The organism is Paenibacillus sp. NPDC101420, from assembly GCF_050277435.1.
Lineage (GTDB): Bacteria > Bacillota > Bacilli > Paenibacillales > Paenibacillaceae > Paenibacillus_AQ.
In genome coordinates this window covers 81,835-106,262 of record NZ_JBNNSE010000002.1, presented here as the reverse complement: position 1 = coordinate 106,262, position 24,428 = coordinate 81,835, and the positions used below count along the sequence as shown (strand labels likewise).

The following is a 24,428-nucleotide window of genomic DNA, read 5'->3' as shown; positions in this document are numbered from 1 at the left end:
ATTTTGAAAGCTGTGAATTAGCCTTTAACTGAACCAACCAGCATTCCTTGGACAAAATAACGCTGAACAAACGGATAGATAACAAGTACAGGCAGAGTAGCGATAACTATAAGTGCATATTTGAGTAGCTCAGCAAGCTGCTGCCGCTCCACCATTTTCATCGCATCCATTGTACCTGCACTGTTGTTCTGGATGATGATGCTTCGTAAGACAAGCTGAAGCGGGAACAAATTCGCTGATTTCAAATAAATCAAAGCGTCAAAGTATGCATTCCACTGTCCTACCGCATACATAAGGACTAACACCGCGATAATGGGCTTCGATAACGGAATGACAACGCTCCAGACAAACCGCATATCACTGCAACCGTCGATTTCGCTGGCTTCCAGCAGCTCCTCCGGAATGGAGGATTGAAAGAATGACCGGGCAATAATGACCTGCCATACCCAAATCGCGTTTGGTATCAGCAGTGCCCAGCGGGTATCAATCAAATGGAGTTCCTTCACGACCATATAGGTCGGAATCAGCCCGCCGCTGAAAATCATCGTAAAGGTGATGATCATCATCAAAGTGTTGCGTCCGAAGAAACCTCTGCGTGATAAAGGGTACGCGATCATGATCGTAAGCACAACACTAATGAACGTCCCTGCGGCTGTATAAAAAATGGAGTTGCCGTAGCCTGTAATGATCTCGGGTGTATTTAGCAGAACCTTGAAACCTTTGAAGGAAATATCTACAGGCCATAACCAGACTCGACCGGAGGTAACGGCTGCTGGACTGCTAATCGAGCTGCTGATGATAAAAATTAGCGGATAAATCACCGCGATGACCACGAGGCTGAGTAGGATATAAATAGTGGTCAGAAATAGCTTATCGCCAGTTGATTCTTTAATTTTTTGTTGAACTGCTGCCATGTGGTTGCTCCTTTCCTACCAGATGCTGTTGTTTGTGATGCGTTTAGCCAAGCCATTCACCGTAAGCAACAAAATAAGGTTGATTACCGAGTTGAATAGACCAACCGCAGTTGCAAAGCTATAATTGGCGTTCAGCAAACCGACCCGGTAGACATAAGTGGCAATGATCTCGGAATTCGCCAGATTGAGCGGGTTCTGCAGAAGATAGACCTTCTCAAAGCCAATAGCCATGACATTCCCAACATTCAAAATCAGGATGATGACGATGGTAGGCACAATACCTGGCAAATCAATATAACGAATTTTTTGAAAGCGTGAAGCGCCATCGACTTTGGCTGCCTCATAAAGCGTAGGATCTATACCGGCAAGCGCTGCTAAATAGATAACGGCACTGTAGCCCGCAGTCTGCCAAATATCAGACCAGACATAAATCGAACGAAACATTCCCGGTTCTCCAAGGAAATTGATCGACTCCAAACCGAAGAAGTTGAGAGCGATGTTCGCAAATCCAAGACGAGGTGCCATAAATAGCATAATAATGGACACCATGACAACCGTCGAGATGAAATAAGGCGCAAAAGAGACCAGCTGGACGAACTTTTTGAACCTTCCCCCGCGCAATTCATTAATCATGAGCGCAAGGATAATCGGAATTGGAAATCCCGCCAGCAGCAGGTAACCACTAAGCATGATGGTGTTCTTGAGCAGGGTCCAAAACTGCGGATTATCAAAAAATAATCGAAAATTATGAAATCCAACCCATGGACTTCCCCATATTCCTTTAATCACGTTGTAGTCCTTGAAGGCTAGAACCGCGTTCAGCATTGGATAATACTTAAAAATGAGGAAGAATAACAGAGGTGGAATCACGAGCAAATGTAGCTGCCAGTGCTTTTTCATACTTCTACGAGCATTTTGTAAAAATACAGAGCCCTTACGCTTCGGTAACGACTTGTGGTGTAATACTATTTCTTTCTCCAGAACAATCCCCCCTAAGCAACCGCCAGTAGTTTATGATAGCGCTTTCTACGAGTTGATCATAATTGACTTTTATCCCCAAAGAAAAGGTACACTTGGGCATTTCAGCGTACAAATAACCCTATTCAGGGAGAACAAAATAGCTGTAGAACGGCCATTTTTCCGGAATCAGGCCCCACTCTGGAGATTTTCAATCTGGACAATTCTACCGGCAGTTGAATAAAGCGCATGAGACAATTCAACCAACGCTTGATAGGATTGCGTTTGCAGAAATGCTATGCTGTTTTTGACAGTGCGCACTGTACATTTTGTTTTATTGGAGGTATACAATGCTCGACTTGCGTAAAATTGGAGCTTATATTTCGAAGCTTCGCAAAGACCAGGATTTGACCCAATTGGAACTTGCCGATCAACTGAATGTAAGTCATCAAGCGGTATCGAAATGGGAACGGGGCGACTCGCTACCGGATATCGGAACGCTTCCGAAGTTTGCGAGATTATTCGGCAAAACGGTAGACGACATTTTAAATGCAGGAGACAATACAGAAATTCGGGAGCACCCGCACTTAGGAACGATCGTTGAGGAGATCGCAGAGAACAGGCCGGAACAAGTTGCAGAGATGGTCAATACCGGAGAGGCCGAGCTGGAGGAGCTTGTAGAAGTAGCGCCGTTTGTAAAAGCAAGCGCTCTGCATAAGGTTACAGAACGATTAGACAGCAGCGTCCTTAAGTTAGACGTGATCATGAAGCTGGCTCCGTTCCTTGGAACAGGTACATTGGATGAACTGGTTCGTCAGGCAGAAGAGGGCGAAATTGTGTGGAATACCATTACTGGACTCGCTCCGTTCGTCAGCAGCGACACATTAAGTCGACTGGTAGATAAATCGATTGACGGTTCCTTAGAAGTGCACAATCTTGTTGGGATTGCCCCATTTCTTGATAGAGAACATGTAGATCGCTTGGTACAACAAGCAGAAGAGAGCGGCTTGAGCTGGCATTCCGTTCAAGGGCTGGCACCCTTTATTAGCAGAGAAACATTAAACCGCTTGGTAGACCGGGTTGCAGACGGCACTATCGATGCGGACCAGATCATAAGCCTCGCACCTTTTCTGGACAGGGAAAATCTCGAGAAGTTGATTGGTGGAGTCGAAGCTGAACATCTTAGCCCAGATCTGCTGGCAAGTCTTGCTCCTTTCGTCGATCAAGGGACATTGAGTAGAATGGTGACAAACTTATTAAATAAAGTAAAGTAGACACGGATATCGGAGATCAGAGATCGGTAATCCATAGACCGTCGGCGATCCCCAAAGCTACCTGGAAACGTTAGTTGAACGACAACAGCGGCAGTCTAAGACTTTATTTATCAAGTCTTGGTCCGCCGCTGCTTCTTTTAATGGATCAGTCTAATACTTAATTTTCACCAAACAACTATTTATTCATCAATAGACTGTCTATAAGCGCTCGGTGAAACGCCGATTAACCGCTTGAAGGCCCGTCTGAAAGAATGTGAACTGTTATAGCCCACCCGCATGGCAATCTCATCGACCGTATACCGACTATCTTTGAGCAAAATCACAGCCTGATCCATTCTCACTTTTATCAGATGATCGGAGAAATTGACACCGGTAACCTCTTTAAACAATTGAGAAATGTATTTTTCAGGCCGTTCCACCTGTTCAGCTACCCGGTACAGACTCAGCTCTGTATCCGAATAATTCTCTACGGTATATTCCTTGATCTGCTTAATAATCTGAATATGAACATCCTTCTTTTTATTTGCAATAAGTCCGCACAGTTCTTCCATAATGACAAAAAATTCGGTCTGAATCATTTCGAGTCGTTCCGATGAACCAATGTCTATGACCCTCCGCTTCACACTCTCGATGTCCGGGTATTCTGTAAAAGCCTTTTGATCCAGAAGCTTAAGAAACGTCCCTTTTATTTCACCAACAAGCTGTTGCTTCATTTCCATGGATAATTCACGCTGTTCCATGTTCTGGGCAACAATCGCACGGACAATCCGTTTAGCCTCTTCTAGCTCTCCAGCCCGAATGGTACTGATCAGACGTTGCTCTGTATCCAGTGGATAATAGTAGGTCGTATTCTCATTTTGGGCTTCGCTACTCCATACAATTCCTTTTTTATTCATGTAGACGGCATATTCCAGAGCTTGTTTGGCTTGGTCAAAGGAAAGGCTAACCTCCGTTATTTCTGTAAAAAGATCACCGAAGCCCGCCTGAGTAGTAATACGGTATTCATTAAAAACGTACTGCGCCAAATTCTCCAGAATGTTAGTGATATTCTCTGCCTCATACGCTTTGTCGGTCTCTTCTTCCTTGGAGAAAAACAAAGTTACCACTTTGTCGGAGCCCATATCCGTCATTAGTACATCCACTCCGAGATCCGATAGGGACTGCTTCAGCAGCAAACGGGAAGCATTCAGCTCATTGAGGATTTCAACGCTGTCCATACCGGCATAGCCGTTAATCTGAACAATTCCAACATATCCAGTGTTCTGTTTCAAGTTAATCCCCACCTGCTCAGCGGCAGTGAGAATCTCATCATGCGTTTTGAATTCACCCGCTAATAACCGCTTCAGAAATGCATCCCTGACCAACGGCAGCTGACGATTAAGTTCGGTTTCCAGCAGCTTGTTCTTGGTGATCATATTGGCAATATTTCCGCTTAAAAAGTCAAATTCATTCTTGGCGGAGGCCTCTTCCTTGCCAAATTGCTCCTTCATGACGCTAAGCATATGGTTGATTGGAGCGCTGTTACGGTAAGCTAATATTAGTCCAACTATCAAGCCGATGAGTAATGTTCCTCCCGTAATTTGTATGGACATTTGCTTGATCTTGTTAGCATTCTCCATCAAAATATGCCGGGGAATTCCTGTCTGGTATACCCAGCCGTTCGAATCCGAACGAGTCGTGATCACTAGATCGTCTTCATAAAACTGACTAACCTTGTTTTTATCAAAATCCGAATCAGCGGTCATATGGGCCATTTTCTGCTCATCACTTCCCTGCAGGACAATCGTATTTCCTTCAGCATCGCTGATATGAACCCAGCCTCCGTAACGCTCAGTTAGACCAGATAACAGACTAGAAATGATTTTCTCGTCTATGATCACTACCGCGACAGCTGGTGAGGAATCGTTGAAACTATCCAGAGGGAGTGACTGCATATAGGTAATAACGGAGGTTTGCATGCCCCTGCTAACATAGTCACTGAGTGGCTTGATTTCACTGCGGTGGGTTTTCTCAAGCACTTCTTTGGTCCAATCCTGTAGTGAAAGATCCTTATAGTTGAAATTAGAGTAGTAATGTTCCGGTCGGTAAGAAGAACCTGGGGTTAGAATAAGATTATAATTGGCGAGGTAAATATAATAGTTTTGCAAAAAATCATTCGTCTGACCGAAAGTCAGGACATTCCGCATCGTTCTCCAAATGCCATACACGTTCGTCTCATTGTCTCTTTCATTCATCAGAACGTTTAGCTCCTGGTTGACTGCCAATTGCCTGGTAAACCCTTCTACTTCCGCCATGCGGCGCTCCAATATTTCCTGACTTTTCTGGAGCTGGGTGACCCCGTTCTCAATAGAGATAGACTCTGTCACAGAAATCGAAGTCAGATAGGACATATATCCGCCAATGCTGGGAATGACCAAAATGACTACATAGGAGATTAAGAATTTACGAAAGATATTGGAATATTTAAGCGTAGTGACCCCTCCCCTAATATCATTTCGATAGCGCTATCATTACCATAGATTAAAACATTTTACTTAATAGTCAAGTGTGCAAACCCAATTTTATAGGTGTTAAAACTTTCAGAACTGGATAAAAAGCAGCGATATACGCCGTTATCACTGCTTTTTATTCACCATCCGAATTTTTTTATCTTTCCAGTGTGTTACCCCTCCTAAGTTGTACCCATCGTATGGCGGGTAGAATGTGAAGGCACAAAACCGAATTCCTCCTTAAAACGATCCATAGCATACAAAGGCTTATATTCTTGACCGGAAAAATGATAATAATCCAAATTATAATCATTCCCCACCAACGGGGTAAGGAGCTCAGCCACTGGCAAATTGCTGCTAGCATCCGGCCCAACCAGATTGAGAGTTCTTACCCCCGGCTTAAGTGGAGATTCCAGTGCCGCAGTAATTCCCTCCACCACATCCTCAGCATGGACATGCCCCAGTGTGATGAACGGGAGCGTTGGCTTGGATCCTGTCTTCAAGACAGGAGGAATCCAGCCTGGGGAAGCTACAGCTCCAAAGCGAAGATTGATAAAGTCGGTATCTTTATGATTGCGATGAAAATACCGGGTCAACTCCTCGACCATAGCCTTGCTTAGCCCATAGGCATCCGCTGCCAAACAGGGATGATCATCTGGGATAGGCAGCTCAAGCGGAATAAAATCCTCAGTGAGTCCACCCACCACGGCAATGGAGCTCGCTGTGATGAACTTTTGGCAACCGTGGTCAAGCAGATATCGGTACAATCTCCTTGTTCCCAGCACATTAACAGCAAGGCTTTCCTCCTCAGTAGAGCCGCCAGTTACTGCGGCAAGATGAATCACCGCCTGAATATCATACGAGTCCAGCCTGCTCAAATCCTCCGCCGAATCAAAAGAACCCTGAACATACGTAAAAGCCCCTTCCGGAGCTTGGCGTGACAGACAAATCACTGTATGTTTATCTGCCAAATACTTGGCTAGAGCCGTTCCGATAAATCCACTTGCTCCGGTAATCAGAATATTCATGCTCATCTCCCCTTCTTTTTCTCATCTCATATCATTCAGAAAAAAGGGGCCAAAGAAGGCCCCTCCGTTCATTCATCGCTCAACTTATTCTGTCCACTGTTCTCCGCCTTGTGTACTAGGCTTCGAGATATGGTCGGTCGAAGCCTCCTCAATATCACCGAATGCCCAGTGGGAGACTGGAACATCGTTCCACCCTGGCTGCGAGACACCCATAAGCGGGCCCCTGCCCAAAACTCTGTTGATAGCTGTAACGGCTTCCGCACGAGTAAGCTTGGAATTCGGGCGGAAAGTTCCGTCACTGTAGCCATTCATTATGCCTATATCTTGGGCTTTCTTTATCGCTGCCTGTGCCCAGTGACCGGTGATGTCAGAGAAGCCGCGGCCCGATGTTGTAGAATTCGGGCTCAGCATGGCTGCTAAACTAGCCATTTCTGCACGCGTCAATGGTTGATTAGGCTTAAAAGTACCATCAGTATAACCGTTCATTAGTCCCATCTTAGCTACTTTGGCAATAGCATCTACCCCCCAATAGCTGGAGGGAACATCACTGAATGTTACGCCTGATCCAGTGGCCTCTTTCTCAGCAACCTTCGCTAGGATGGTTGCCATCTCAGCACGGGTAATGGGAGCATCGGGTTTAAAGAAGCCTCCCGGATATCCGTTGATATACGCCGAATGTCGCATCGTCTCGGCATCATCCTTCCCATCAGTTCCAGATGCCGGAGTTGGCGTTGGCGTCGGAGTCAGGGTAGGTGTGAATGAAGGCTGAGCTGGTATAGACGGACCCCCTGCATCAGTCGGTGTAGGTGTTGCCGTCGGCGTCGGCGTTGGTGTTGGAGGTTCTGTAGGGTTCGTTGTTCCGCCATCACTGGTTGGGACTGTGAATTTCAATCGATCTGTCAGCATGAGATTACCTGATTTCTTCACAGCTTTAAGTATGTGTAAGCCGCTTGCCAATCCAGAAATACTATAAATCTCCTGTTGTGTCAGTCGACTCTGACTATAAGCATTCACGGTCTGAATCCATTGTCCGTCCACATAAATATCTACTTCACCTTGATCTGGACCCGTAGGTGTGATCAATCGGATTCCAGTGCCCTTGAAGGTATATTCAAAGGAATCGCCGTCCACTGTCGTTGAATGCACATCATTAAGATAATCGCCACCAATAATAAAGCTGAGGTTCAGCTTTCCCACTGGTTGTGCTGCGAGATAAGATTTGTTCAGTGTAACACGGTCACCAGCTACCGTATAATCGGTCCCAGGAACCAGATGATATGATCCATTCGTAATGCCTATGAAGCTTTCCGGCTGTTGTAGAAGTGTAATCTCAATGTCCTGCTGAGCAGAAGGCAATTTATCAAAGCTCGCTGCGATCGGATTAATCATATTCGGAATCTCTACCTTGAGCATGTCAAGCAGCATGAATCTGCCTGATTTTTTCACAGCCTTGAGTGTGTGCTGTCCATCTGTAAGCCCAGAGATACTGTACAGAATCTGCTGTGACAATCGCCCGTTTCGATAAGCGCTTACCGTGCCCTTGAATTGATCGTCTACATAGATATCCATATCCCCTTGTGATTCGTCTACCTCAGTGAACAGTTGAATCCCTGTTCCTCTGAAGGTATATTCAAAAGAATCACCATTCTGCTCCGCATACTGCACATCGTCATTGTAGTCGCCCATTCCTCTTCCACTACTGCGGGACCAAGTACCGTTGTATTTGATTCCCGGATCGTCATTATTAACCATCACATAACGGATGCCTGTAGAATCGCTAATGTGTACCGCTAGCGTCTGTGGATCACCGGCGTTAAAGATGATGTTAAGACTTGTTATGCCAGCAGATTGCTGTGCAAGATATTCCTTCTTAATGGTCAATTTGTCATTAGTCACCGTATAATCTTCTTCGCGGAGTGCCACTCCATTATTCTCAATACCACTCAGCGTATTACCATGCAGATTAAGCGTGACTGTGACATCCTTCTGTTGTTCCGTTGCTTTATCAAACCCAGCGGAAGTCGGAGTAATAGAACTGTTCTGACCCCCAGCCGGACTTTCTGTTGTCACTCTCAGCGCGTCGAGCAGCATATAATTTCCCGATCCCTTGCTCACCTTAAGCGTGTGAGGGCCGTTAGAAAGTCCTGATACACTATAAAGAGATTGTTGTACCTCTCTCGGTCCACTTGTATACGCATTTACAGTCTGTGCAACCCCATCGTCTAATGTAACAATCATTTCTCCTTGCGATTCATGCTTTTCCGTCAGCAGCTCAATGCCTGTTCCCGTAAAGGTGTATTCGAAAGAATCACCGTCCTTCTCTGTATAATGCACATCGCCATTATAATCTCCATGTTCTCGGGCTGAGCTTACCTGCCATATGCCGTTGTATTTAATGCCGCTGTCATTATCATTAATGTAAACCACATCCGTAACAGTGGTATTGCTTGCCGAAGCTGAATCCGCAGCAGGGTCAGCCCCAGAGTTAAGAGCATCCTCTTGAGGAGTACTGGTAGCAGCAGCCGAGGAATCCTTAATTGTAATGCTCAGATCCTGCTTCCCCTCTAACAGCTCCTTGCCTCCATTTCGCTTCCAATCTCCGCTGTAGCGCATCCCTGTATCATCGTTATTGACAGCTGATGTGCCGCTTAGCGCGGTTACTTTAAGCATGCGAGAGGCATGGGGTTCAAGGATGCCACCGCTGAATTCCTTCTCAAAGGTTCCCAGCTCGGAATGGCTCCATAGGTCGCGCACTGAAGCCGGACCATCAAGGCCAAGATCACTCCATTTGACTTTAACCTCCGCACCCCGACTACCCAGATTGAACAAAGCAACGCTGTAAGTCCCATCTCCATTATTGGCGTACCAGACCTGCTGCTGGGTATCCATCGATACCGGATGGCCAGGACGTCCGGCTTGGTTTACGGCAATAACCTCATCATTGGTAAGCAGTTCTAGTCCATAACTATCCAGCCGTGTCATGTCATTCCCCGTATAGAGCGGTACGGAAGAAATGGACCAAAACGTCATCGCAGTCTTCCGCTCATCCTTGGTCAGACCATCCATGGAGCCGTTACCAACATTCAGGGAATCGAAGTCATTCCAGCCACCAGGGCCTGCATCCCGCCACCAAAGTGCCGCTTTGGGGAATAATCGGGAAATACTCGGCCATGCTGTCAACCCACTTCCGTCATAAGATTCAACATCCCAATCAATTCGCCAACCGTTAGCATATTTTTTCCAGAATTCTACGTAATTGTGATCGAGCGCCCAAGATAGCTCAAACCAGATGTTATTTCTATCCAAAGCCTTGGACCATGCTTCTACATCGCCGCGTGCATCCCGGCTCAAGTTGTCAATCCCCGACCCAGGGGTTACGCTGTCGAATTTGACGAAATCGATCCCCCACTCGCCAAGCATATCTGCAATAGAATCCACATACTTCTGGGCACAGGGATTCGTGAAATCAATTTTATAGGTGTAGGAATTCCAATAATCCATAATGGTAAGCGGCTTGGCCGTAATATCCTGAATACGACATTCGCCGCCTGTCCCATACACCTCAAGATTTCGGTTATATGCATCGATAGATACCCCCGGGATCAGATAGATCCCAATCTTTTGTCCATTATTATGAACATAGTCAATGACCTCCTGAAATCCGTTCGGATAAAGGACTTCACTAGGAATAGGTCTCCCGTATTCATCCATATCGCCATTCCAGCCCGCATCAATATTAATATATTCATATCCATGGGCTTGCAGCTTCTCATGCATCGCATCCGATTGCTTCTTAACGCTCTCCGCCGATGTCCAGTTTCCTGCCCCATCATACACTTGCATACTGTAACTGCTCCAGCCCATATACGGCTTTTGAGCCATACTCTTTTCCGCCGCTTGCGCAACATTGCCTTTCATTCCTGTAAAACCGAACTGTACTGCTGCAATAATGAATACTAGCAGACTCATACCCAATCTTTTTCCCATTCGCTTCAAATCATCCTTACCCCCTCATGAAATGTGGTCAAAATTACTTTGATAGCGCTTTCTTTCGGGAAGATCATAATTGAATATGGATTCCCAAGATAGGTACATTTCGGTATTTTACGTACAAATAACCCCAAAATAGAGGGGCAAATAAACAGCCTAACAGACATAATTCCCTCGATTCGAAGAACTTAGTAAAAACACTGTACCCTAGTTATATTGGGACAATCACAAAACAAACTCTTGTTTCCTCGTTCCAGTGATGAAAATCACTTACTTTATTGGTAAAATAAAGAATAGTCTAGAGATACAACCGACATAGCTATAACAGATGAATGATATACAGAAGAAAGGAAGATCGCATTGAAGTTGGATTTGGATGGATTAAATGCTGATTTCTTAACTAGTATGCTTAAGGCATCTTTTTCATTGGAAAATTGGGGTGCTATGATTGAAATTGCAGATAGATTGATTACCCAGATTGCATTCATATATGAGACAAGCAGTGACACATTGAGAGAACAAAACCTGAAGCGGAGTATTCCCTATTATTTTGGATTTAGCTTATGTTCAAAGGAATCGCACTGCAAAAGCTCGGTAAGTATCCTGAGGCTAGAATGTGTATTCAAAAATATGCTGAATTGGGCTGGATCAAAGGACTAGATGATGAGGGAATTAATGAAGTCAAATACTACTGTAATATTGCAAAAGCCAATACCTACGTGCTCGACCTTTTGGAAGGCCAGACAGGAGTCCTAAAGGAGTATGTTGAATTTATTAGAAACAGCGCTGAGGAAGAGTTACTGCCAGGACTAATTACCATCTTGGAATCCTCGATAAAATATAACTATTCCGTAGATTGGATTCTGAGTGATCTTAAAAACAACGTAAATGACATAGAAAAGTATGTGACTAATGTGGAAATAAGATATTACGAGGAATACATTTATTTGCTGGTGATGTATTACTACGAACAAGAGAATATGAACGAAGCAATCAACACTATTCTAGAAACTCTGATTTTTAGTATCAAAATTGAAAACGATACAAACCTCAAGAAATCAGTAGCACTCTTTGAGCTCCTAAGAGAACATGCTCATCAATCACAACTTCAAATGTATCACAACATAATGGAAAAAATAATAGTCAAAGAGTTTACTAATGAAAAAGAAAATGTTCTTGCTTACAGTCGTAGTCTTGATTAGTTCCAGCTTAATGATCGCCTCTGCAAGTGCTTCCGCTGTCAATTTGGGTTCCACAATTTACACCGTTAACAATCACGGAAGGTCATTGATTGAAATTTCAGAAGTGGATTATACAAAGGAGCGATCATCCGGCTATTGGATAATCGCTTCTTTGTATGTAAATGCAAAAGATAGCTTAGCTAAAGACAACAAAAAGTAATAGTTTCATATTATACATAATCCTATGTACTCTATCATTTTTTATATACAATAATAAGAGACAACTGATACCTGTGCTACGAAGGTGTTTACATACAAATCAACCATTAGAGGTGTATTTTAAAGATGAACAGACCAATTCGTTTTGGAATAATCGGAAGCGGCTGGCGGGCGGAAATGTATCTTAAGTTGGCTCACCTGCTTCCGCAGCAATTTCAGGTAACCGGTGTATTGATCCGCAACCCTGCCAAATACCAGCAACTGATCGACAAATGGAACCTGACCGTGTACAGCTCGATGGAACGTCTTGCGGCCGAGAGCGATTTTGTGGTTCTGGCGGTGTCCAAAACCTCTGCCGTCTCACTGCTGTTGGAGCTTGCAGCGCTGCAAGTACCTGTATTGGCCGAAACACCCACCGCCTCCACGCCGGCTGAATATGAACTGCTTCGATCCAGTGCCATTGATTTCCCTCTGATTCAAATAGCCGAGCAATATCCGCTGTTGCCTCATCATCAGGCAAGAACCGCCTATATTCAAACCGGACATTTGGGCGAGGTAGGTCATGTTCAAGTCTCTGTTGCGCATGGTTATCATGGAATCAGCCTGATCCGTAAATGGCTCTCGATCACTGGCACAGCATGTGAAATCACAGCTCGCCGGCTAGAGGTTCCAATCATGGACTTCTCTTATAGGGGGAGGGAGGCCGAAGATGACCTGAAGACAGAGCAGCAGGATATCGCAATTATGGTGTTTCCCTCCGGCAAAAGCGCTGTGCTTGACTTCACTCGCTCCCAATATTTCTCGCCCCTCCGTACCAACCGGGTACTCATCCGCGGATCACATGGAGAAATTCGCGATAATGAGATTATCCGTCGCCTGGGAACCGAAGAGACCGAGTATATGAACATTAGTCGGATTCAAGGCGGACAGGAAGGCAGTCTGGAAAGTCTCTCCTTGCATGAATTGCGTGCAGGACAGCTTAGTCTATTTCAGAACCCGTTTCATCCCTCTCCCCTTTCTGATGAAGAGATTGGGATAGGACAAGCCTTATTGAATATGTCCAGCTTCCTGCACACGGGAATTTCAGCATACTCATTAGCGGATGCCTTAACAGACATCAGACTGTCATTCGCGGTCGATGAAGCCATCACCCTTGGAAGTACTATAACTTTGCAAGATGAGATCAGGTCTGCCAAATAAAAACAGGCAGATGAGAAATCCCCTTGCTGATATACAAAATAAGCTGAACAGAGGGACTTGAGCGCTGAAGCAGCCATGATCGAAAACCGCGACTCTCCAGTAATGGAAGAATCGAAGAATCGCGGTTTTCCTATTTAATAATTCTTGTCAGTGAACAGCGATGTTCTCACTTTAACCAGTCAATAGATTCCCAATCCATTTTCTCTGTGCCGGCTTCGTTCAGTTTTGCAATACAATCATCGTAGATTTCATCTGAATCAGTTGTTTGGCGAGAATCACTTCCGGAGTCCGTTAGTGGAATATCGTGCATCCCCTGATAAATGACCGTAGTCTCCATCCTTAGAGACCGGCATGTGTACAGTGTGCCCCACTCTTTAATTGGAATCTTAAAACAAAAAAACCTTGATTTCTCAAGGTCTTCACTATGATCCAGAGGATAAAGCACATACCGCAAATTTCGAGCAATTGATTCAACCATCAGCGACCATCGTCTGGTTTCTTCCCCTGCTCTTGGCCAGGTATAACGCTTGATCGGCCTTCTCCAGCAGCCCCTCCCGCTCCAATGCATGAACAGGATAATGGGCGATTCCCTGGGAGATCGTAACCTGTGTCGGGATTGGACCCCTGCTTTGTTCCAATGCCCGCCGGACTCTTTCAGCTACGGTGAAGGCTTCCTCAGGTCTAGTGCGGGACAGTAAGATGACGAACTCTTCACCGCCGTATCGGTGGCAAACATCGTCTGGGCGAAACGAGGTAACTATAACTTTGGCTACATGTTTCAGCACTTCGTCGCCGATGAGATGGCCGTAGGTGTCGTTCACCGATTTAAATTTGTCTACATCCAGCACAATGAGCGAAAACGGTTGCTCTGAGGCAATCCACTGGCTCATCGTATATTCTAACGATCTCCGGTTCATTAAACCGGTCAGAGCATCCGTCGAAGCCTCTTGGGTCAGTTGATCCGTCTGCTTCTGAATATCCGTCACGGCAAGCAACACAGCCTTGGTCAGCAGATCTGCCTCTCGGCTCCATTGCGGCTTCGCTTCTGGCAATACAATCTTCTCCTTGCCCATCCTGCTCACCAGATTTGCCAGGTACACAAAAGGCCGGGCCAACTTGCGCGCTACGAGAATGACACCCATCAGGAGTATAATGAACGGAAATAACGAATACCAGAGAATTGTCCGAAGGTGGCCCATCAGTTGATGATGAATGACACTAATCGGCGAAACGACCACGATTCCCCAGCCATTGGCCGGTACGCTGGAGTATCCGGCAAGCATTTCAACGCTACGGGTGTTGCGCACTTGCTGTTCCCCGCTTTCCCCTTTCATAAGTTTCTGTACAACCTTGTTACTGCTGACATCCTCCCCAATGAGCTGCTTATCCGGGTGGTACAACAGATGCCCGCTTGAATCCACAATATAATAATAAGAGCCAGAATTGTCCACGTTGTTGTGGCCAAAAATCATAGACAAAATATTGTTCTCTTGCAGATAAAACGTGCCGCTCAAAATACCGCGATATATACCATTGTTGCTGAAAATCGGCTGACTCATAAACACAATTAGTCTCTTGGTGGTTTGGGTCATATAGGGGGAGGATATGTAAGGTTTTTTGAACGCCAGAGCTTCCAAACCGACTTTAGAAGTAATATGGTCGCCTGTTGTCCCCAAACTAGTCGGTACTACGTTGCGGACCAGCCCGTCGGCATCGACCACGGCGATAGAATTGAAGTAATTGCTACTATTGCGCATCAGTTCTAAATTATCATCTACTTGCTTCGGCGTTGAGCCATCGTCATCGGAGAGTGTGGCAGCGCTATATTCCAAACTGCTGCGCATGGACTGAAATAAGGAATCCATTGTCTTGGTCATTCGGTCAGCGTTGTAGTAATTCAAATGGAGCGTAGTCTCCATCAATGATTGTTTTTTGGACTCGTAAGAACCGATCAGAAGAATGCTTGAGGTTAGTAGAACCACCAGCGTAACCAAGCCCGTAAGCAGCGATGTGAGACTGAGCTTTTTACTTTGACGCGGCTCGGCTCTTCTCAGTGTAAGCAAACTATAACCCTCCTTGAATCTTGAAAACTAGCTTTATCAATAATACAACAAATTAAGATGTTATTCGACAATAATCAATGAACTCCAACCTCTCACACACTGTACGTAACGTTCGATATACGGTGCTTCATGAAATATTACATATTAAAAACTCCTCTCCAGAGCTTGTGAATTGACAAGCACTGAAAAGGAGTATTATCGTCAGGGTTCTGTGTGTTAGAAAGCAATTCCTAGACACACAGAACCTTTAGCTTTTGACGTAAGCATTGCTTGATGGCAATAATAGAAAAAAAACCTTGATTTCTCAAGGTTTTCACTGTGATGCCGAGGACGGGGGTCGAACCCGTACGGTACTCACGTACCGCAGGATTTTAAGTCCTGTGCGTCTGCCTGTTCCGCCACCCCGGCATATTATGTGTTGTTGCTTCATACGATGTTTACGTATAACGCGACAAGAAATATAATATCATGAATATCGATAACGCGCAATCCCTTTTTCAAAAAAAGTTTTATCACATTAAAAATAACCCGTCCCAGCATATGCCGACACGGGTTATTAGGCATGTCGATTATCTGCGTTCGTCACTTCTGCTTCTCATTCCGACAAGGCCCAAGAGTCCAAACAATCCGAGCCAGCCCCAGTTTGATCCTCTACTGGTAGTCCCAGTATTTGTAGTTGTACTGGTTGCCCGATATCTACCGTCCGTTGTAGTGTTGGATAGTGGAGTTACCGTATTTCTGTTGTAGTTATCCCGGGTGTAATTTTCATTGTAGTTATAAGTGTTAGGTCTGTAATTTTCCCCTGTGCGGATCTTATCTTTCATAATGCTCTCATGCTGATTCATCGTTCCCGTGGTGCCGTTCATTAGATTGCCTTCCGTATTCATCATCCGAGTGTTATTCACGGTACCATCCATGCCCGTATTCGCGTTCGGGATACCGCCTAAAGCGGCTGACCCGATTGGATTAGCGTAACTAGCTCCCATTATACTCATTGACAGTACAGTACCGCATGCAAGGCTTGTTATTAGCTTGTTCACAGTGTTATGCCTCCCTTTATGGTTAGTTATCACTGATAATTTCCCCTTGGGTGGCACTGTCTATACATGAATAGCTTTACTCTTTTACAACATTCACTGTCTTGCTTGCTGCGTCATACGTAACCTTTGCTCCAAGCGCCTCAGCCAGAGCACGCACGGGTACATACGTTACGCCGGTATCAAGAACACCATCCGTAAGTTTAGTGCCGTTTAAGGTTATCGTTACTTTAACGTCTTTGTTCACCTGGTCATCCTCCCCAGTAATTCTTTTTAAAGCTTCATTGACCTGATCCGTCGTAGGACGTTTACCTGCCCAAAGTTGAGTCGTAGTTAAGCCGAAGGCCATTTGCAGATGTGAATAATCTTTAAAAGACGTCCAGTCTCCTCCCCACTCAAGCCCTAGCTGTTTTCCCACCTGTACAACCTCTTGCCAGTCCGCTATTTTATCTTTATCACCATCACGATTCATATCCCAGGAAATACCATTTCCATCCGGCAGCAAAAGCGCAAAATCAAACGCAAGGCCATAATTGTGATAGCTGGTTCCACCCTTGGCGTTGGTAACTATAGGTCCAGGCTTACTTCTCCCCTGCGCATACAAGGCATTTTGTTCAGCAATCGACCGCAATCCCTGAGTAATAACGATGGGCACTCCTCTGGCATAGCTTTGCTGTATCAAAGCCTTCGCCCCTGCTGCCAAAACAGGATGAAGCCCAACAAGCCTCGCCGCCGATTTGTCCCTCACTTGATCTAAAGTCAGCATAGAATCACCCCTTGGTATAATCAATGATCCCGCTTCCCCATTCGCTTGTACTAATACCCCTGCTTGCCTTAGCATACAAGCATAAATGTCTTCGGCGTCCATATAAGGAAGGACGATAAGCGTTTAAGCGAGAAATATAAGACATAAAGGATAGGTGCATAACTTATACTTTCTTATATTTTAAAAAAAGACCCCGGTATCCCCGAGATCTCCCCTGAAAAGCACCTATTCATAGCTTCTTCACCTTGGATCATTTCTACAAAAAAGGGCAAAATATTAGCGAAAGGTGGGAACGTATATGGACATTCATAGTGATAGCTATAAAGTTGCTGCCCTGAGCGAGCAGGAAGAAGCACTCGAAATTATTCGAAATGCTGAAGCTTCCATTGCACATCTGACCGGCAACCCAACGGTGACCCTAATTGCTTATGAAAAAAGTGAAGTCAGCGGTTCTCAGCATTAGACGATGTAAACCTCCACTAGATCATCTACATTGATCCACTTCCATTCCTCCGCCCACTGCAGCTTAAACTCACGCGAGTGGGTGTGAATGGAAGTCACAAAACCACTAATTGTCGTATTCTCAAAAGGATCAAACAGCACAACAGTGACGCGCACATGACTCCGTAACGATAAGGCCAGTGTACATTCGATCTCCTCCAGCTTCTGCTCATCCAGAATAGGCTTAATGCGGCGCAGGGTCTCCCGTTCATCCCTAATAATTCTTACCTTATGCTCCGGCAGCATCATGCGACTACTTTCCCACAGTCCGTTTTTCTCCAGCTTTTTGCCCATGGTAACCCCTCCCTAATTTCTATACTTATTCCGTTACACACGAACGTATGTTTGTATTATATCCACACCTTCGCTGAATAATCAATAATCAGGAAAAAGATCCCACTTTAAAATCCTCCTCTTTTATCTAAAAGTTGTATAATATTGAATATCTAATTGAGAGGAGCTTTCCACTTGAAAAAAAACAATGCCCTGCTCATCCTAATTCCCGTATTATTCCTGTGTCTATACCCCCTCGTATATCGAAGCAGTACCCTCTCAGACCTCACAAAAGGAATCGTAGCCGGCTTATTTATAGGATTGGCAGTGTTACCTCTACTCAAGCTCAAAATCGCATCAAAAAGACGCTGACAGTTGAACTGTTCAGCGTCTAAATTTCGATCTATTCTTGAACTTTCTCTGATTCAGCGGTGGACTGACCATCAGCATCGATGAGCCCTGTTGCTTCTCTTGCTTCATTAAGCTTGGAAATGCCGTATAGCATCGCGACGTCAGCGTTCTGATTCAATTCCTCGAACTTCTCAGCAGTGACCTCTGCGGAATCAGCACCTTGAGAGGCCTGTTCTTTTAGAGAATAAGCACTTTGAAAAGCAATTTTGGACTCATCAAGCAGTTTACGAATGTCTTCGGGCAAGCTAGAGGAAATTTTCACTTTCTCAGCCTGATTGGATAAGTCTGTTGCGGTCTTTTGGAATTCGTTAATCTTCTTCTCCAACTGCCTGTCCGAAAGTTCTCCTGCTGAATAAGCAGCAATAGCTTCGTTGAACTCCGTTAAAGATGATTTTCCTAATTCATCAAGTTTAGACATTTCATTGTAGAAGTTTTGCACGGTTTCCTGCACTTCTTCTTCCGAGGCAGGAGCCGATGAAGTTGAATTATTATTGCTGCAGGCGCTAAGGATGACAGTCAGCATTAGCGTTCCTATTAGTAACACTTTTTTCATTATTTATCCCTCCACTTAACAGAATAATGTCGGTTTGTGTAAAGCGCAAATGAAATTTATGTAAAATGACTATTATGTTATAATTATTTCAATTGTAATCAGGGAAGGAGAGTATTTATGCCTTATTGCACAACCTGCGGATCAGAATATAAGCAGGGCGCTAAATTTTGTGGAGAATGCGGATCTAGCATTGACGGCACCGCTCCAGTGACCGCCCGCCGTCCATCAACAAATCAAAATGCTATTCAAGAAGTCGTTCTCTGGAAAGGCAAACCAGCCAGTATCTCTGATCGCCTCAAAGGAATCGTACGCCTAAACACGACTACGTACACCATTACAAGCCAGCGCATTATGGTAAAGACCGGACTTATCGGTAAAAATGTCGAAGAGATCGAATTACTGCGTGTACGCGATTTATCCGTAGCACAATCTATCATGGACCGGATGCTCGGCATCGGTACATTAACTGTATTTTCTGATGATGCCTCAGCGCCGCAGCTTCTTTTCCGAAAAATCCATGATGCCCAAACCGTCAAAGATGTTCTGCGCAAAGCTGTTCGTGACGAGAAGATCGCCAACAACATTAGCTACCGTGAACAAATCTAAGAACCTTTCACATTAAAAAAGCCCCGAAATCCGGGGCTTTTTCGCTAATATTCCTATGCTCGAATCAGTTCGGATATCGTCTTATGGAAGATAAAACGCTCCTGCTGGAATAATCCCTTTGGGTTGGCTAGGACTTTCCCACTGCAATACAATTCGCGCGTCCCCCTCATTCTCATAGTACTCCACTTTTATTTCATGTAGCTTGCCAGCTATCAGATTCACACTGCCTTTTCGTTCCTGTCCACTCTGATTCACCCAGCTATCAATGATCAGCCCTCCATCAATCCACACCCGTACCCCGTCATCAGAGGAGGAGTAAATGGTATAGGTTTCACTATAGGCTGCAGTCAGTTTTCCACTCCACCGTACAGAGAAAGCGTCGACACGAATGGCTGGATCAGGCGAACCCTGTTTCCACGAAAATTGGATGTTAGCATCGGTTCGCGTCAGCGCAGGTGCGCCGCTAAGAGTCATGTTATTGTAATATTGCCCCCATAGTCCACTCTGCAGCACACTGTCTCCCTTGGCGGCTACAATTGCCGCCTCAGCAGCATACTCTTCCCGCGTGAATACAAAGCTGTCATTCATAAAGGCTCTAATTACCGCATCGGTATTCTTCTCATAAAGAAGCTTGCCCCAGGTCATCTGATAAGACCATTTGGGCTGTGATTTAGATAGTAGTGCAGGCGACGGTAGCTCTCCATTTTCTCCAATCGCTATCACTTTTCCACGACCCAGATCCCATAGACTATCATAGTGACTCCCCTTAAAATCCCCATCATAGATATCTAGTGCCAGCACATCTACTTTGTCACCGCTTGGGTAGTATTCGGCAGGGTCATCACTCCACTGATTTTTGGCGTTTGGGCTCCAGACCCACAATAAATTATGCAGCTTATGATAGCTGGTGAAACGGTCAAACATAAGGTTCCACAGTCCCACGTAGTTGATCTTCTTCCCCCACCAGAACCATCCGCCATTCATTTCATGATACGGCCGCCAGAGCACAGGAACACCTGCATCATTTAGTTTTTTTAAAGAAAGGGCTATCTTATCCAGATCAGCGATCAGTGCGTTGTACTGAGAGGTACCCGGGGTTATATATTTGTCAAAATCAGCGTTGCTTATGCTCGTAGATACGTTATCCCAAGCTGGCGCAGTCCCTGGCAACTGTGCGTGATAGCTAATCGTTACGATTCCACCGGCTTTATACCAGCGAATAGCGCTGCTAACGACCCAATCCCGCTGATTGTCTATTAGTGCCGCCGTCTGATTATTGATTGCCCCCAGCTCATAGCCGTGAAGGGCGGCGAATTGCCCGCTAGTATTTTTCAGCTTACCATTGAACTCATCCGCGCTCTCCAAATAATCATGTTGTCCGCTAATCCATCCTTTTCCTTGCAGAAAATAAAGGGTATTCAACAATTTCTGAGCAGAAGGTACCGTTTCCGAATCCGCCGGAGCCATTTGCAATTTACGATACGCGATTTGCCACTGAACATCGCTCACAAACCTCGATGCCCAATCAACCATATTTCGAAGATTGCGCTGTTCCATCCACTCTCACATCCTTTTAACTTTTTTAAGTTATAGTATGGGGACAATAGTGACATGAACTCAGCGAATGGACATGAAGTTGTAATTTAATTTAGGACAGTGTAAGGAACTGCTGAATAAATTCACGGCTCAATAAAAAAAAGGAGCCCGGCGGCTCCTGACTATATCTCCAATTTACCTCGTATATCTCAGCGGTAGTAATTCAGAAATATCATATTTAGCTAACCGGCCGTCCTCGGATACAATAACTTTGCAATCCTTCCCGTAATCAGCAATTAACTCACGGCACATCCCGCAGGGAGAAACTACTTTAATTTCTCTTTCCTCGCTGTCCGGATCAGAATGCCTTACCGCAACAATCGTATCAAATTCCTTGTAGCCTTCGGATATCGCTTTTCCAATCACCATCGCTTCTGCACAGACTGTAATTCGTCCCATGCTAGCTTCTACATGTACCGCTGTAAAGATTTCCCCCGTCTTAGTACGGAGCGCCGCCCCTACATGGTGTCTTCCCCATTCATAGCGTCTAGTAATAATATCTTCAGCAGAGGCAATAAGCGTCTGATCTTCAATCGTAATCAAATACTCCATATCCAATTCCGTCCTCCTCTTATTTTTCCTAAGTATATTAAATCGCACTGCATTATGATATAAGATATACTATTTTAAGTTCCAAAAAAGGAGGAGCAGATTTGAAAATACAGAAATTACTCACCAGTCTCATCATTGTTGTGTTACTTGCTTTGGGCGGTTACTGGTATGAACAGAACGGAGATCCGGCAGCCCCATCGTCCACATCCGATTCAGAAGTTGTTCAGCTGATCTTCCCATCAGATCGTTATCCTGAGACCGCTAAGCACATTCAGGACGCAATTGCTAAAGGGGAGTCCGCGACGTGCACGATTAACCGTGAGCAGGCTGAAGACAACCGCAAAGAATCCTTAAAAGGGATCCCCACCAAAAAAGGCTACGACCGCGATGAATGGCCCATGGCCATGTGTAATGAAGGCGGCAAAGGAGCCGACATTGAATACATAACCCCAAAAGATAACCGCGGCGCAGGAAGCTGGGTTGGCAATCAGTTAGAAGATTATGCGGATGGAACCCGCGTAGAATTTATGTTCAAATAATAAGCTAACGTAAACATTGCTTCAAAAGAATAGCCCCATCCGGTATTCCGGATGGGGCTACAATGTGCATCATCTAACTTAGAATAAGCAAGCTTTAGTGATGATAACCAGCAAGATGAAGAGTACCAGAATAGCTCCTGTTGAAGTCCAAGGGCTACACACCGGACCTACTGCTGCTGGGCTTACTACCGGACCTACGTTACATCCACAACCATGTTCAAATCCCATGTTCAATTCCTCCTAATGATTAATGACTACAGCACAAGATATGTAAAAAGGAGATAAGCCGTTTGGGCGAATTGGCAAACAAATGCTATTCACCTAATGAATTAGGTAGGCACAGTCGATAAACAGGATATACACAAAGGAGGTGCAATATGGATATAGCCGCGTTATCAATAGCAATGAGCCAAGCATCCTTAGCTCAAAATGTAGGAATACAAGTCATGAATATTGCCAAAAATCAGGCTGAAACCCAGAGTCAAACGATGGTGGAAATGCTGGGCAAAAGCGTTGCTCCCAATTTAGGAAAAACACTTGATATTAGTGTTTAATTGCTTTATGCTAAGGACACACAAGAACACTCGTTCTTATGTGTCCTTATATTTTTACCCTACACAGCCCCTCGGGCTTTTCTTTTGTCTTATTATACGAACATACGATCCTATAATTGATTCTGAATGAGGTGAATGATGTGAATAACATGAAATCCTATTATCAAATGACTGCGCTGGAGAAGTGGACAGAAGATTTATACAAGCGTCTGAACCTTACTCAGCCTTCGCAAATTTCGATTGCTTATATTGCAGAACGGCTTAATATTTGGGTTCATTATTTGGATGTAAGAAGCAAGAGCATCGAAGCGTCAGCGGGGATGTATACCATGTTTATTGACAACCGGCTTCCAGTCAGTCTGCAGCGGCTAGAGTTTCTCCATGAGCTCTGTCACCTGCTCCGCCATGGTACTGATCAAATATTAATGCCAGAACATTTTACGCGGGCACAGGAGGATGAATCTGAGCGATTTATTCTTTATGCAGCTATGCCCTACTCCATGATCTCCCGCATGACATTGCCTGAGCAACGGGAAGATGCAATCAGCTATCTTGCAGCAGAATTTCAAGTGCCAAGCGAGCTGGCTTTACAGCGGATTGATCAAATTCAAAGACGTGTTTTTCAGGGGCAATTATTGGCCGTGATGGGAAGAAACGAAGAACGATTAACACATATTCAATAATGACTGCGGAGATAATAAGAGTAGTCGCAATGAAGGACCATTAATTATGGTGGAATTTCTCGCAAGGGGGATCGATATGGAAGCCATTAAAGTAATTGAATTATTGATGACTCATCCAGATTATAACGTAGATGCAGTACACCCCGAAATTCCGGATTTTGTTGGGATCGAGTCGATTGAAGTGGATCATGAAACGGGGACCTTCTCCATTTTATTGCAAGAACCCAAAGACGACTGAAGATGATTTGTGTAAGTTCATAATAAAAAGGCAGCAAGTATAGTATACCCAGGCAATTCTTTACCTACGCGGGTTTAACTATCGGCGTGAAATTTGCTGCCTTATTTGTAATTATAAGCTCTGTTATGCGACAAATTGAGTCAAACCAATAAGAATTAGAATGAGGAACATACCCACAACTCCCCAAATAATAAACCATAAGATTCTGAGACCTGGTAGCCTGGGACTAGTATGATTCTCCAATACCTTAATTCGCCGCTCCAGCTCCTGTATTTTTTCTTCTTGTTGCATCATGTTCTTCCTCCCTTCTAATGTGTATTTTACAAGATACAATAGATATGACATACCAGTCACAATATATTATCTTATAATATATACATTTTAGCTAAATGGAGGGAATTAATGAAGAAAAGAACAAAAATAATTCTTATTACCTTCGCTATTGTATATGGAGTCGCTTCTTTAGCGCTTCAGGCCTTCCGAAATCATATGGACAATGAAGTGATTCATTATTTGGTAGCTACGAGAGATTATAAGAATGAAGATCTTTATAAAGTCTATACCCAGATTAGTAAGGCTCCCGTCGTAAGTACAACGGTGATTTTTGCAGATGAACCTAACGCAAGATACTTTTATCGAAAAGAGAAGGATCGGATATATCAATATAGCATGGCTCCTGTAACAGTTACTGATCCAAACTATACATATAAACATATTGAGGAGACCCTCCCGTAAAGGGGAACTTCTATTATAAAGGCGCGATTGTCTCAGCAGTCATGATATGGCTGCTGGGGCAATCGCGCC

At 44.6% G+C, this 24,428-nt stretch carries 25 protein-coding genes and 1 tRNA gene; 10 read left to right on the top strand and 16 right to left on the bottom strand.

Translation table 11 applies throughout. The features are described 5' to 3' along the window. Positions 1 to 17: 17 nt before the first annotated feature. Together ACQKMP_RS09310 and ACQKMP_RS09305 are read right to left on the bottom strand one after the other, a co-directional pair. Positions 18 to 914, bottom strand: coding sequence for a carbohydrate ABC transporter permease (locus tag ACQKMP_RS09310; protein WP_042190759.1), 897 nt, complete (start codon positions 912 to 914; stop codon positions 18 to 20). A 15-nt stretch (positions 915 to 929) separates the two neighbouring features. Next, positions 930 to 1,814: an ABC transporter permease gene (locus ACQKMP_RS09305; RefSeq protein ID WP_143759569.1), complete on the bottom strand. Its 885-nt coding sequence runs from the start codon at positions 1,812 to 1,814 to the stop codon at positions 930 to 932. A gap of 407 nt (positions 1,815 to 2,221) precedes the next feature. Here ACQKMP_RS09305 and ACQKMP_RS09300 point away from each other — a divergent pair, with 407 nt between their 5' ends. Beyond that, the gene (locus tag ACQKMP_RS09300; protein ID WP_427469265.1) at positions 2,222 to 3,145 is read left to right on the top strand and encodes a helix-turn-helix transcriptional regulator; all 924 of its coding nucleotides are present in this window, start codon (positions 2,222 to 2,224) and stop codon (positions 3,143 to 3,145) included. Positions 3,146 to 3,324: 179 nt separating this feature from the next. Here the strand turns inward: ACQKMP_RS09300 and ACQKMP_RS09295 are convergent, their stop codons facing one another. The 3 genes from ACQKMP_RS09295 to ACQKMP_RS09285 all read right to left on the bottom strand — a co-directional run bounded on the left by ACQKMP_RS09295 (position 3,325) and on the right by ACQKMP_RS09285 (position 10,649). Further along, positions 3,325 to 5,535 (bottom strand): helix-turn-helix domain-containing protein, encoded by a 2,211-nt coding sequence (locus ACQKMP_RS09295; RefSeq protein ID WP_339243056.1) that lies wholly within the window; start codon positions 5,533 to 5,535, stop codon positions 3,325 to 3,327. Positions 5,536 to 5,816: 281 nt separating this feature from the next. Continuing rightward, positions 5,817 to 6,662, bottom strand: a complete 846-nt coding sequence (locus ACQKMP_RS09290) for an NAD-dependent epimerase/dehydratase family protein (RefSeq protein ID WP_427469264.1) — start codon at positions 6,660 to 6,662, stop codon at positions 5,817 to 5,819. An 84-nt stretch (positions 6,663 to 6,746) separates the two neighbouring features. After that, positions 6,747 to 10,649 carry a X2-like carbohydrate binding domain-containing protein gene (locus ACQKMP_RS09285; RefSeq protein WP_427469726.1) on the bottom strand — a complete coding sequence of 1,301 codons (3,903 nt, stop codon included), beginning with the start codon at positions 10,647 to 10,649 and terminating at the stop codon, positions 6,747 to 6,749. Between the two features lie 566 nt (positions 10,650 to 11,215). Here ACQKMP_RS09285 and ACQKMP_RS09280 point away from each other — a divergent pair. Next, on the top strand, positions 11,216 to 11,854 hold the full coding sequence (locus ACQKMP_RS09280) for a hypothetical protein (RefSeq protein WP_427469263.1): 639 nt from the start codon (positions 11,216 to 11,218) through the stop codon (positions 11,852 to 11,854). Between the two features lie 324 nt (positions 11,855 to 12,178). After that, positions 12,179 to 13,252: a Gfo/Idh/MocA family protein gene (locus ACQKMP_RS09275; protein WP_339797840.1), complete on the top strand. Its 1,074-nt coding sequence runs from the start codon at positions 12,179 to 12,181 to the stop codon at positions 13,250 to 13,252. Positions 13,253 to 13,418: 166 nt separating this feature from the next. Here ACQKMP_RS09275 and ACQKMP_RS09270 read toward each other — a convergent pair whose 3' ends face one another. The 5 genes from ACQKMP_RS09270 to ACQKMP_RS09250 form a co-directional block, all read right to left on the bottom strand. Next, positions 13,419 to 13,730 carry a hypothetical protein gene (locus ACQKMP_RS09270; RefSeq protein WP_427469262.1) on the bottom strand — a complete coding sequence of 104 codons (312 nt, stop codon included), beginning with the start codon at positions 13,728 to 13,730 and terminating at the stop codon, positions 13,419 to 13,421. Further along, a complete protein-coding gene (locus ACQKMP_RS09265) occupies positions 13,723 to 15,315 on the bottom strand; it encodes a sensor domain-containing diguanylate cyclase (RefSeq protein WP_427469261.1) in 1,593 nt (530 codons plus the stop codon). Before ACQKMP_RS09265 ends, ACQKMP_RS09270 begins: the two co-directional genes overlap by 8 nt. Before the next feature lie 322 nt (positions 15,316 to 15,637). Then, a tRNA-Leu gene (locus tag ACQKMP_RS09260) sits at positions 15,638 to 15,723 on the bottom strand. Positions 15,724 to 15,884: 161 nt separating this feature from the next. After that, entirely contained in the window at positions 15,885 to 16,355 is a 471-nt protein-coding gene (locus tag ACQKMP_RS09255; RefSeq protein WP_427469260.1) for a hypothetical protein, read from the bottom strand. Between the two features lie 76 nt (positions 16,356 to 16,431). Beyond that, complete coding sequence (locus ACQKMP_RS09250) at positions 16,432 to 17,118, bottom strand: M15 family metallopeptidase (RefSeq protein WP_427469259.1); 687 nt, start codon at positions 17,116 to 17,118, stop codon at positions 16,432 to 16,434. 298 nt (positions 17,119 to 17,416) lie between these two features. On the opposite strand from ACQKMP_RS09250, the gene ACQKMP_RS09245 reads away from it, so the two are divergent. Further along, positions 17,417 to 17,581, top strand: coding sequence for a hypothetical protein (locus tag ACQKMP_RS09245; RefSeq protein ID WP_179085776.1), 165 nt, complete (start codon positions 17,417 to 17,419; stop codon positions 17,579 to 17,581). On the opposite strand, the gene ACQKMP_RS09240 is transcribed toward ACQKMP_RS09245, so the two are convergent. Both ACQKMP_RS09240 and ACQKMP_RS09235 read right to left on the bottom strand, forming a co-directional pair. After that, entirely contained in the window at positions 17,578 to 17,913 is a 336-nt protein-coding gene (locus ACQKMP_RS09240; RefSeq protein ID WP_042130171.1) for a YolD-like family protein, read from the bottom strand. The two genes, ACQKMP_RS09245 and ACQKMP_RS09240, sit on opposite strands and share 4 nt — an antisense overlap. 382 nt (positions 17,914 to 18,295) lie before the next feature. After that, entirely contained in the window at positions 18,296 to 18,856 is a 561-nt protein-coding gene (locus ACQKMP_RS09235; RefSeq protein ID WP_339243088.1) for a hypothetical protein, read from the bottom strand. Between the two features lie 117 nt (positions 18,857 to 18,973). Between ACQKMP_RS09235 and ACQKMP_RS09230 the strand changes: the two genes are divergently transcribed. Beyond that, positions 18,974 to 19,462, top strand: a complete 489-nt coding sequence (locus tag ACQKMP_RS09230) for a PH domain-containing protein (RefSeq protein ID WP_427469258.1) — start codon at positions 18,974 to 18,976, stop codon at positions 19,460 to 19,462. Positions 19,463 to 19,543: 81 nt separating this feature from the next. Here ACQKMP_RS09230 and ACQKMP_RS09225 read toward each other — a convergent pair whose 3' ends face one another. Both ACQKMP_RS09225 and ACQKMP_RS09220 read right to left on the bottom strand, forming a co-directional pair. Further along, complete coding sequence (locus ACQKMP_RS09225; RefSeq protein WP_427469257.1) at positions 19,544 to 21,019, bottom strand: glycosyl hydrolase; 1,476 nt, start codon at positions 21,017 to 21,019, stop codon at positions 19,544 to 19,546. Between the two features lie 174 nt (positions 21,020 to 21,193). Continuing rightward, positions 21,194 to 21,610 carry a cytidine deaminase gene (locus tag ACQKMP_RS09220; protein WP_042194350.1) on the bottom strand — a complete coding sequence of 139 codons (417 nt, stop codon included), beginning with the start codon at positions 21,608 to 21,610 and terminating at the stop codon, positions 21,194 to 21,196. A gap of 107 nt (positions 21,611 to 21,717) precedes the next feature. On the opposite strand from ACQKMP_RS09220, the gene ACQKMP_RS09215 reads away from it, so the two are divergent. Further along, complete coding sequence (locus tag ACQKMP_RS09215) at positions 21,718 to 22,149, top strand: NucA/NucB deoxyribonuclease domain-containing protein (RefSeq protein WP_042194351.1); 432 nt, start codon at positions 21,718 to 21,720, stop codon at positions 22,147 to 22,149. Between the two features lie 78 nt (positions 22,150 to 22,227). Here the strand turns inward: ACQKMP_RS09215 and ACQKMP_RS09210 are convergent, their stop codons facing one another. Next, entirely contained in the window at positions 22,228 to 22,377 is a 150-nt protein-coding gene (locus ACQKMP_RS09210; RefSeq protein WP_179281775.1) for a hypothetical protein, read from the bottom strand. Between the two features lie 149 nt (positions 22,378 to 22,526). Here ACQKMP_RS09210 and ACQKMP_RS09205 point away from each other — a divergent pair, with 149 nt between their 5' ends. The 3 genes from ACQKMP_RS09205 to ACQKMP_RS09195 all read left to right on the top strand — a co-directional run bounded on the left by ACQKMP_RS09205 (position 22,527) and on the right by ACQKMP_RS09195 (position 23,624). Continuing rightward, positions 22,527 to 22,703 carry a YjfB family protein gene (locus ACQKMP_RS09205; protein WP_283908573.1) on the top strand — a complete coding sequence of 59 codons (177 nt, stop codon included), beginning with the start codon at positions 22,527 to 22,529 and terminating at the stop codon, positions 22,701 to 22,703. A 149-nt stretch (positions 22,704 to 22,852) separates the two neighbouring features. Next, complete coding sequence (locus ACQKMP_RS09200) at positions 22,853 to 23,386, top strand: ImmA/IrrE family metallo-endopeptidase (RefSeq protein ID WP_379424604.1); 534 nt, start codon at positions 22,853 to 22,855, stop codon at positions 23,384 to 23,386. A 46-nt stretch (positions 23,387 to 23,432) separates the two neighbouring features. Next, positions 23,433 to 23,624, top strand: a complete 192-nt coding sequence (locus ACQKMP_RS09195) for a hypothetical protein (protein WP_341114452.1) — start codon at positions 23,433 to 23,435, stop codon at positions 23,622 to 23,624. Between the two features lie 123 nt (positions 23,625 to 23,747). Here ACQKMP_RS09195 and ACQKMP_RS09190 read toward each other — a convergent pair whose 3' ends face one another. Next, positions 23,748 to 23,918 (bottom strand): hypothetical protein, encoded by a 171-nt coding sequence (locus ACQKMP_RS09190; RefSeq protein ID WP_427469256.1) that lies wholly within the window; start codon positions 23,916 to 23,918, stop codon positions 23,748 to 23,750. Positions 23,919 to 24,026: 108 nt separating this feature from the next. On the opposite strand from ACQKMP_RS09190, the gene ACQKMP_RS09185 reads away from it, so the two are divergent. After that, positions 24,027 to 24,359, top strand: coding sequence for a DUF3139 domain-containing protein (locus ACQKMP_RS09185; protein WP_427469255.1), 333 nt, complete (start codon positions 24,027 to 24,029; stop codon positions 24,357 to 24,359). The last annotated feature ends 69 nt before the right edge of the window (positions 24,360 to 24,428 follow it).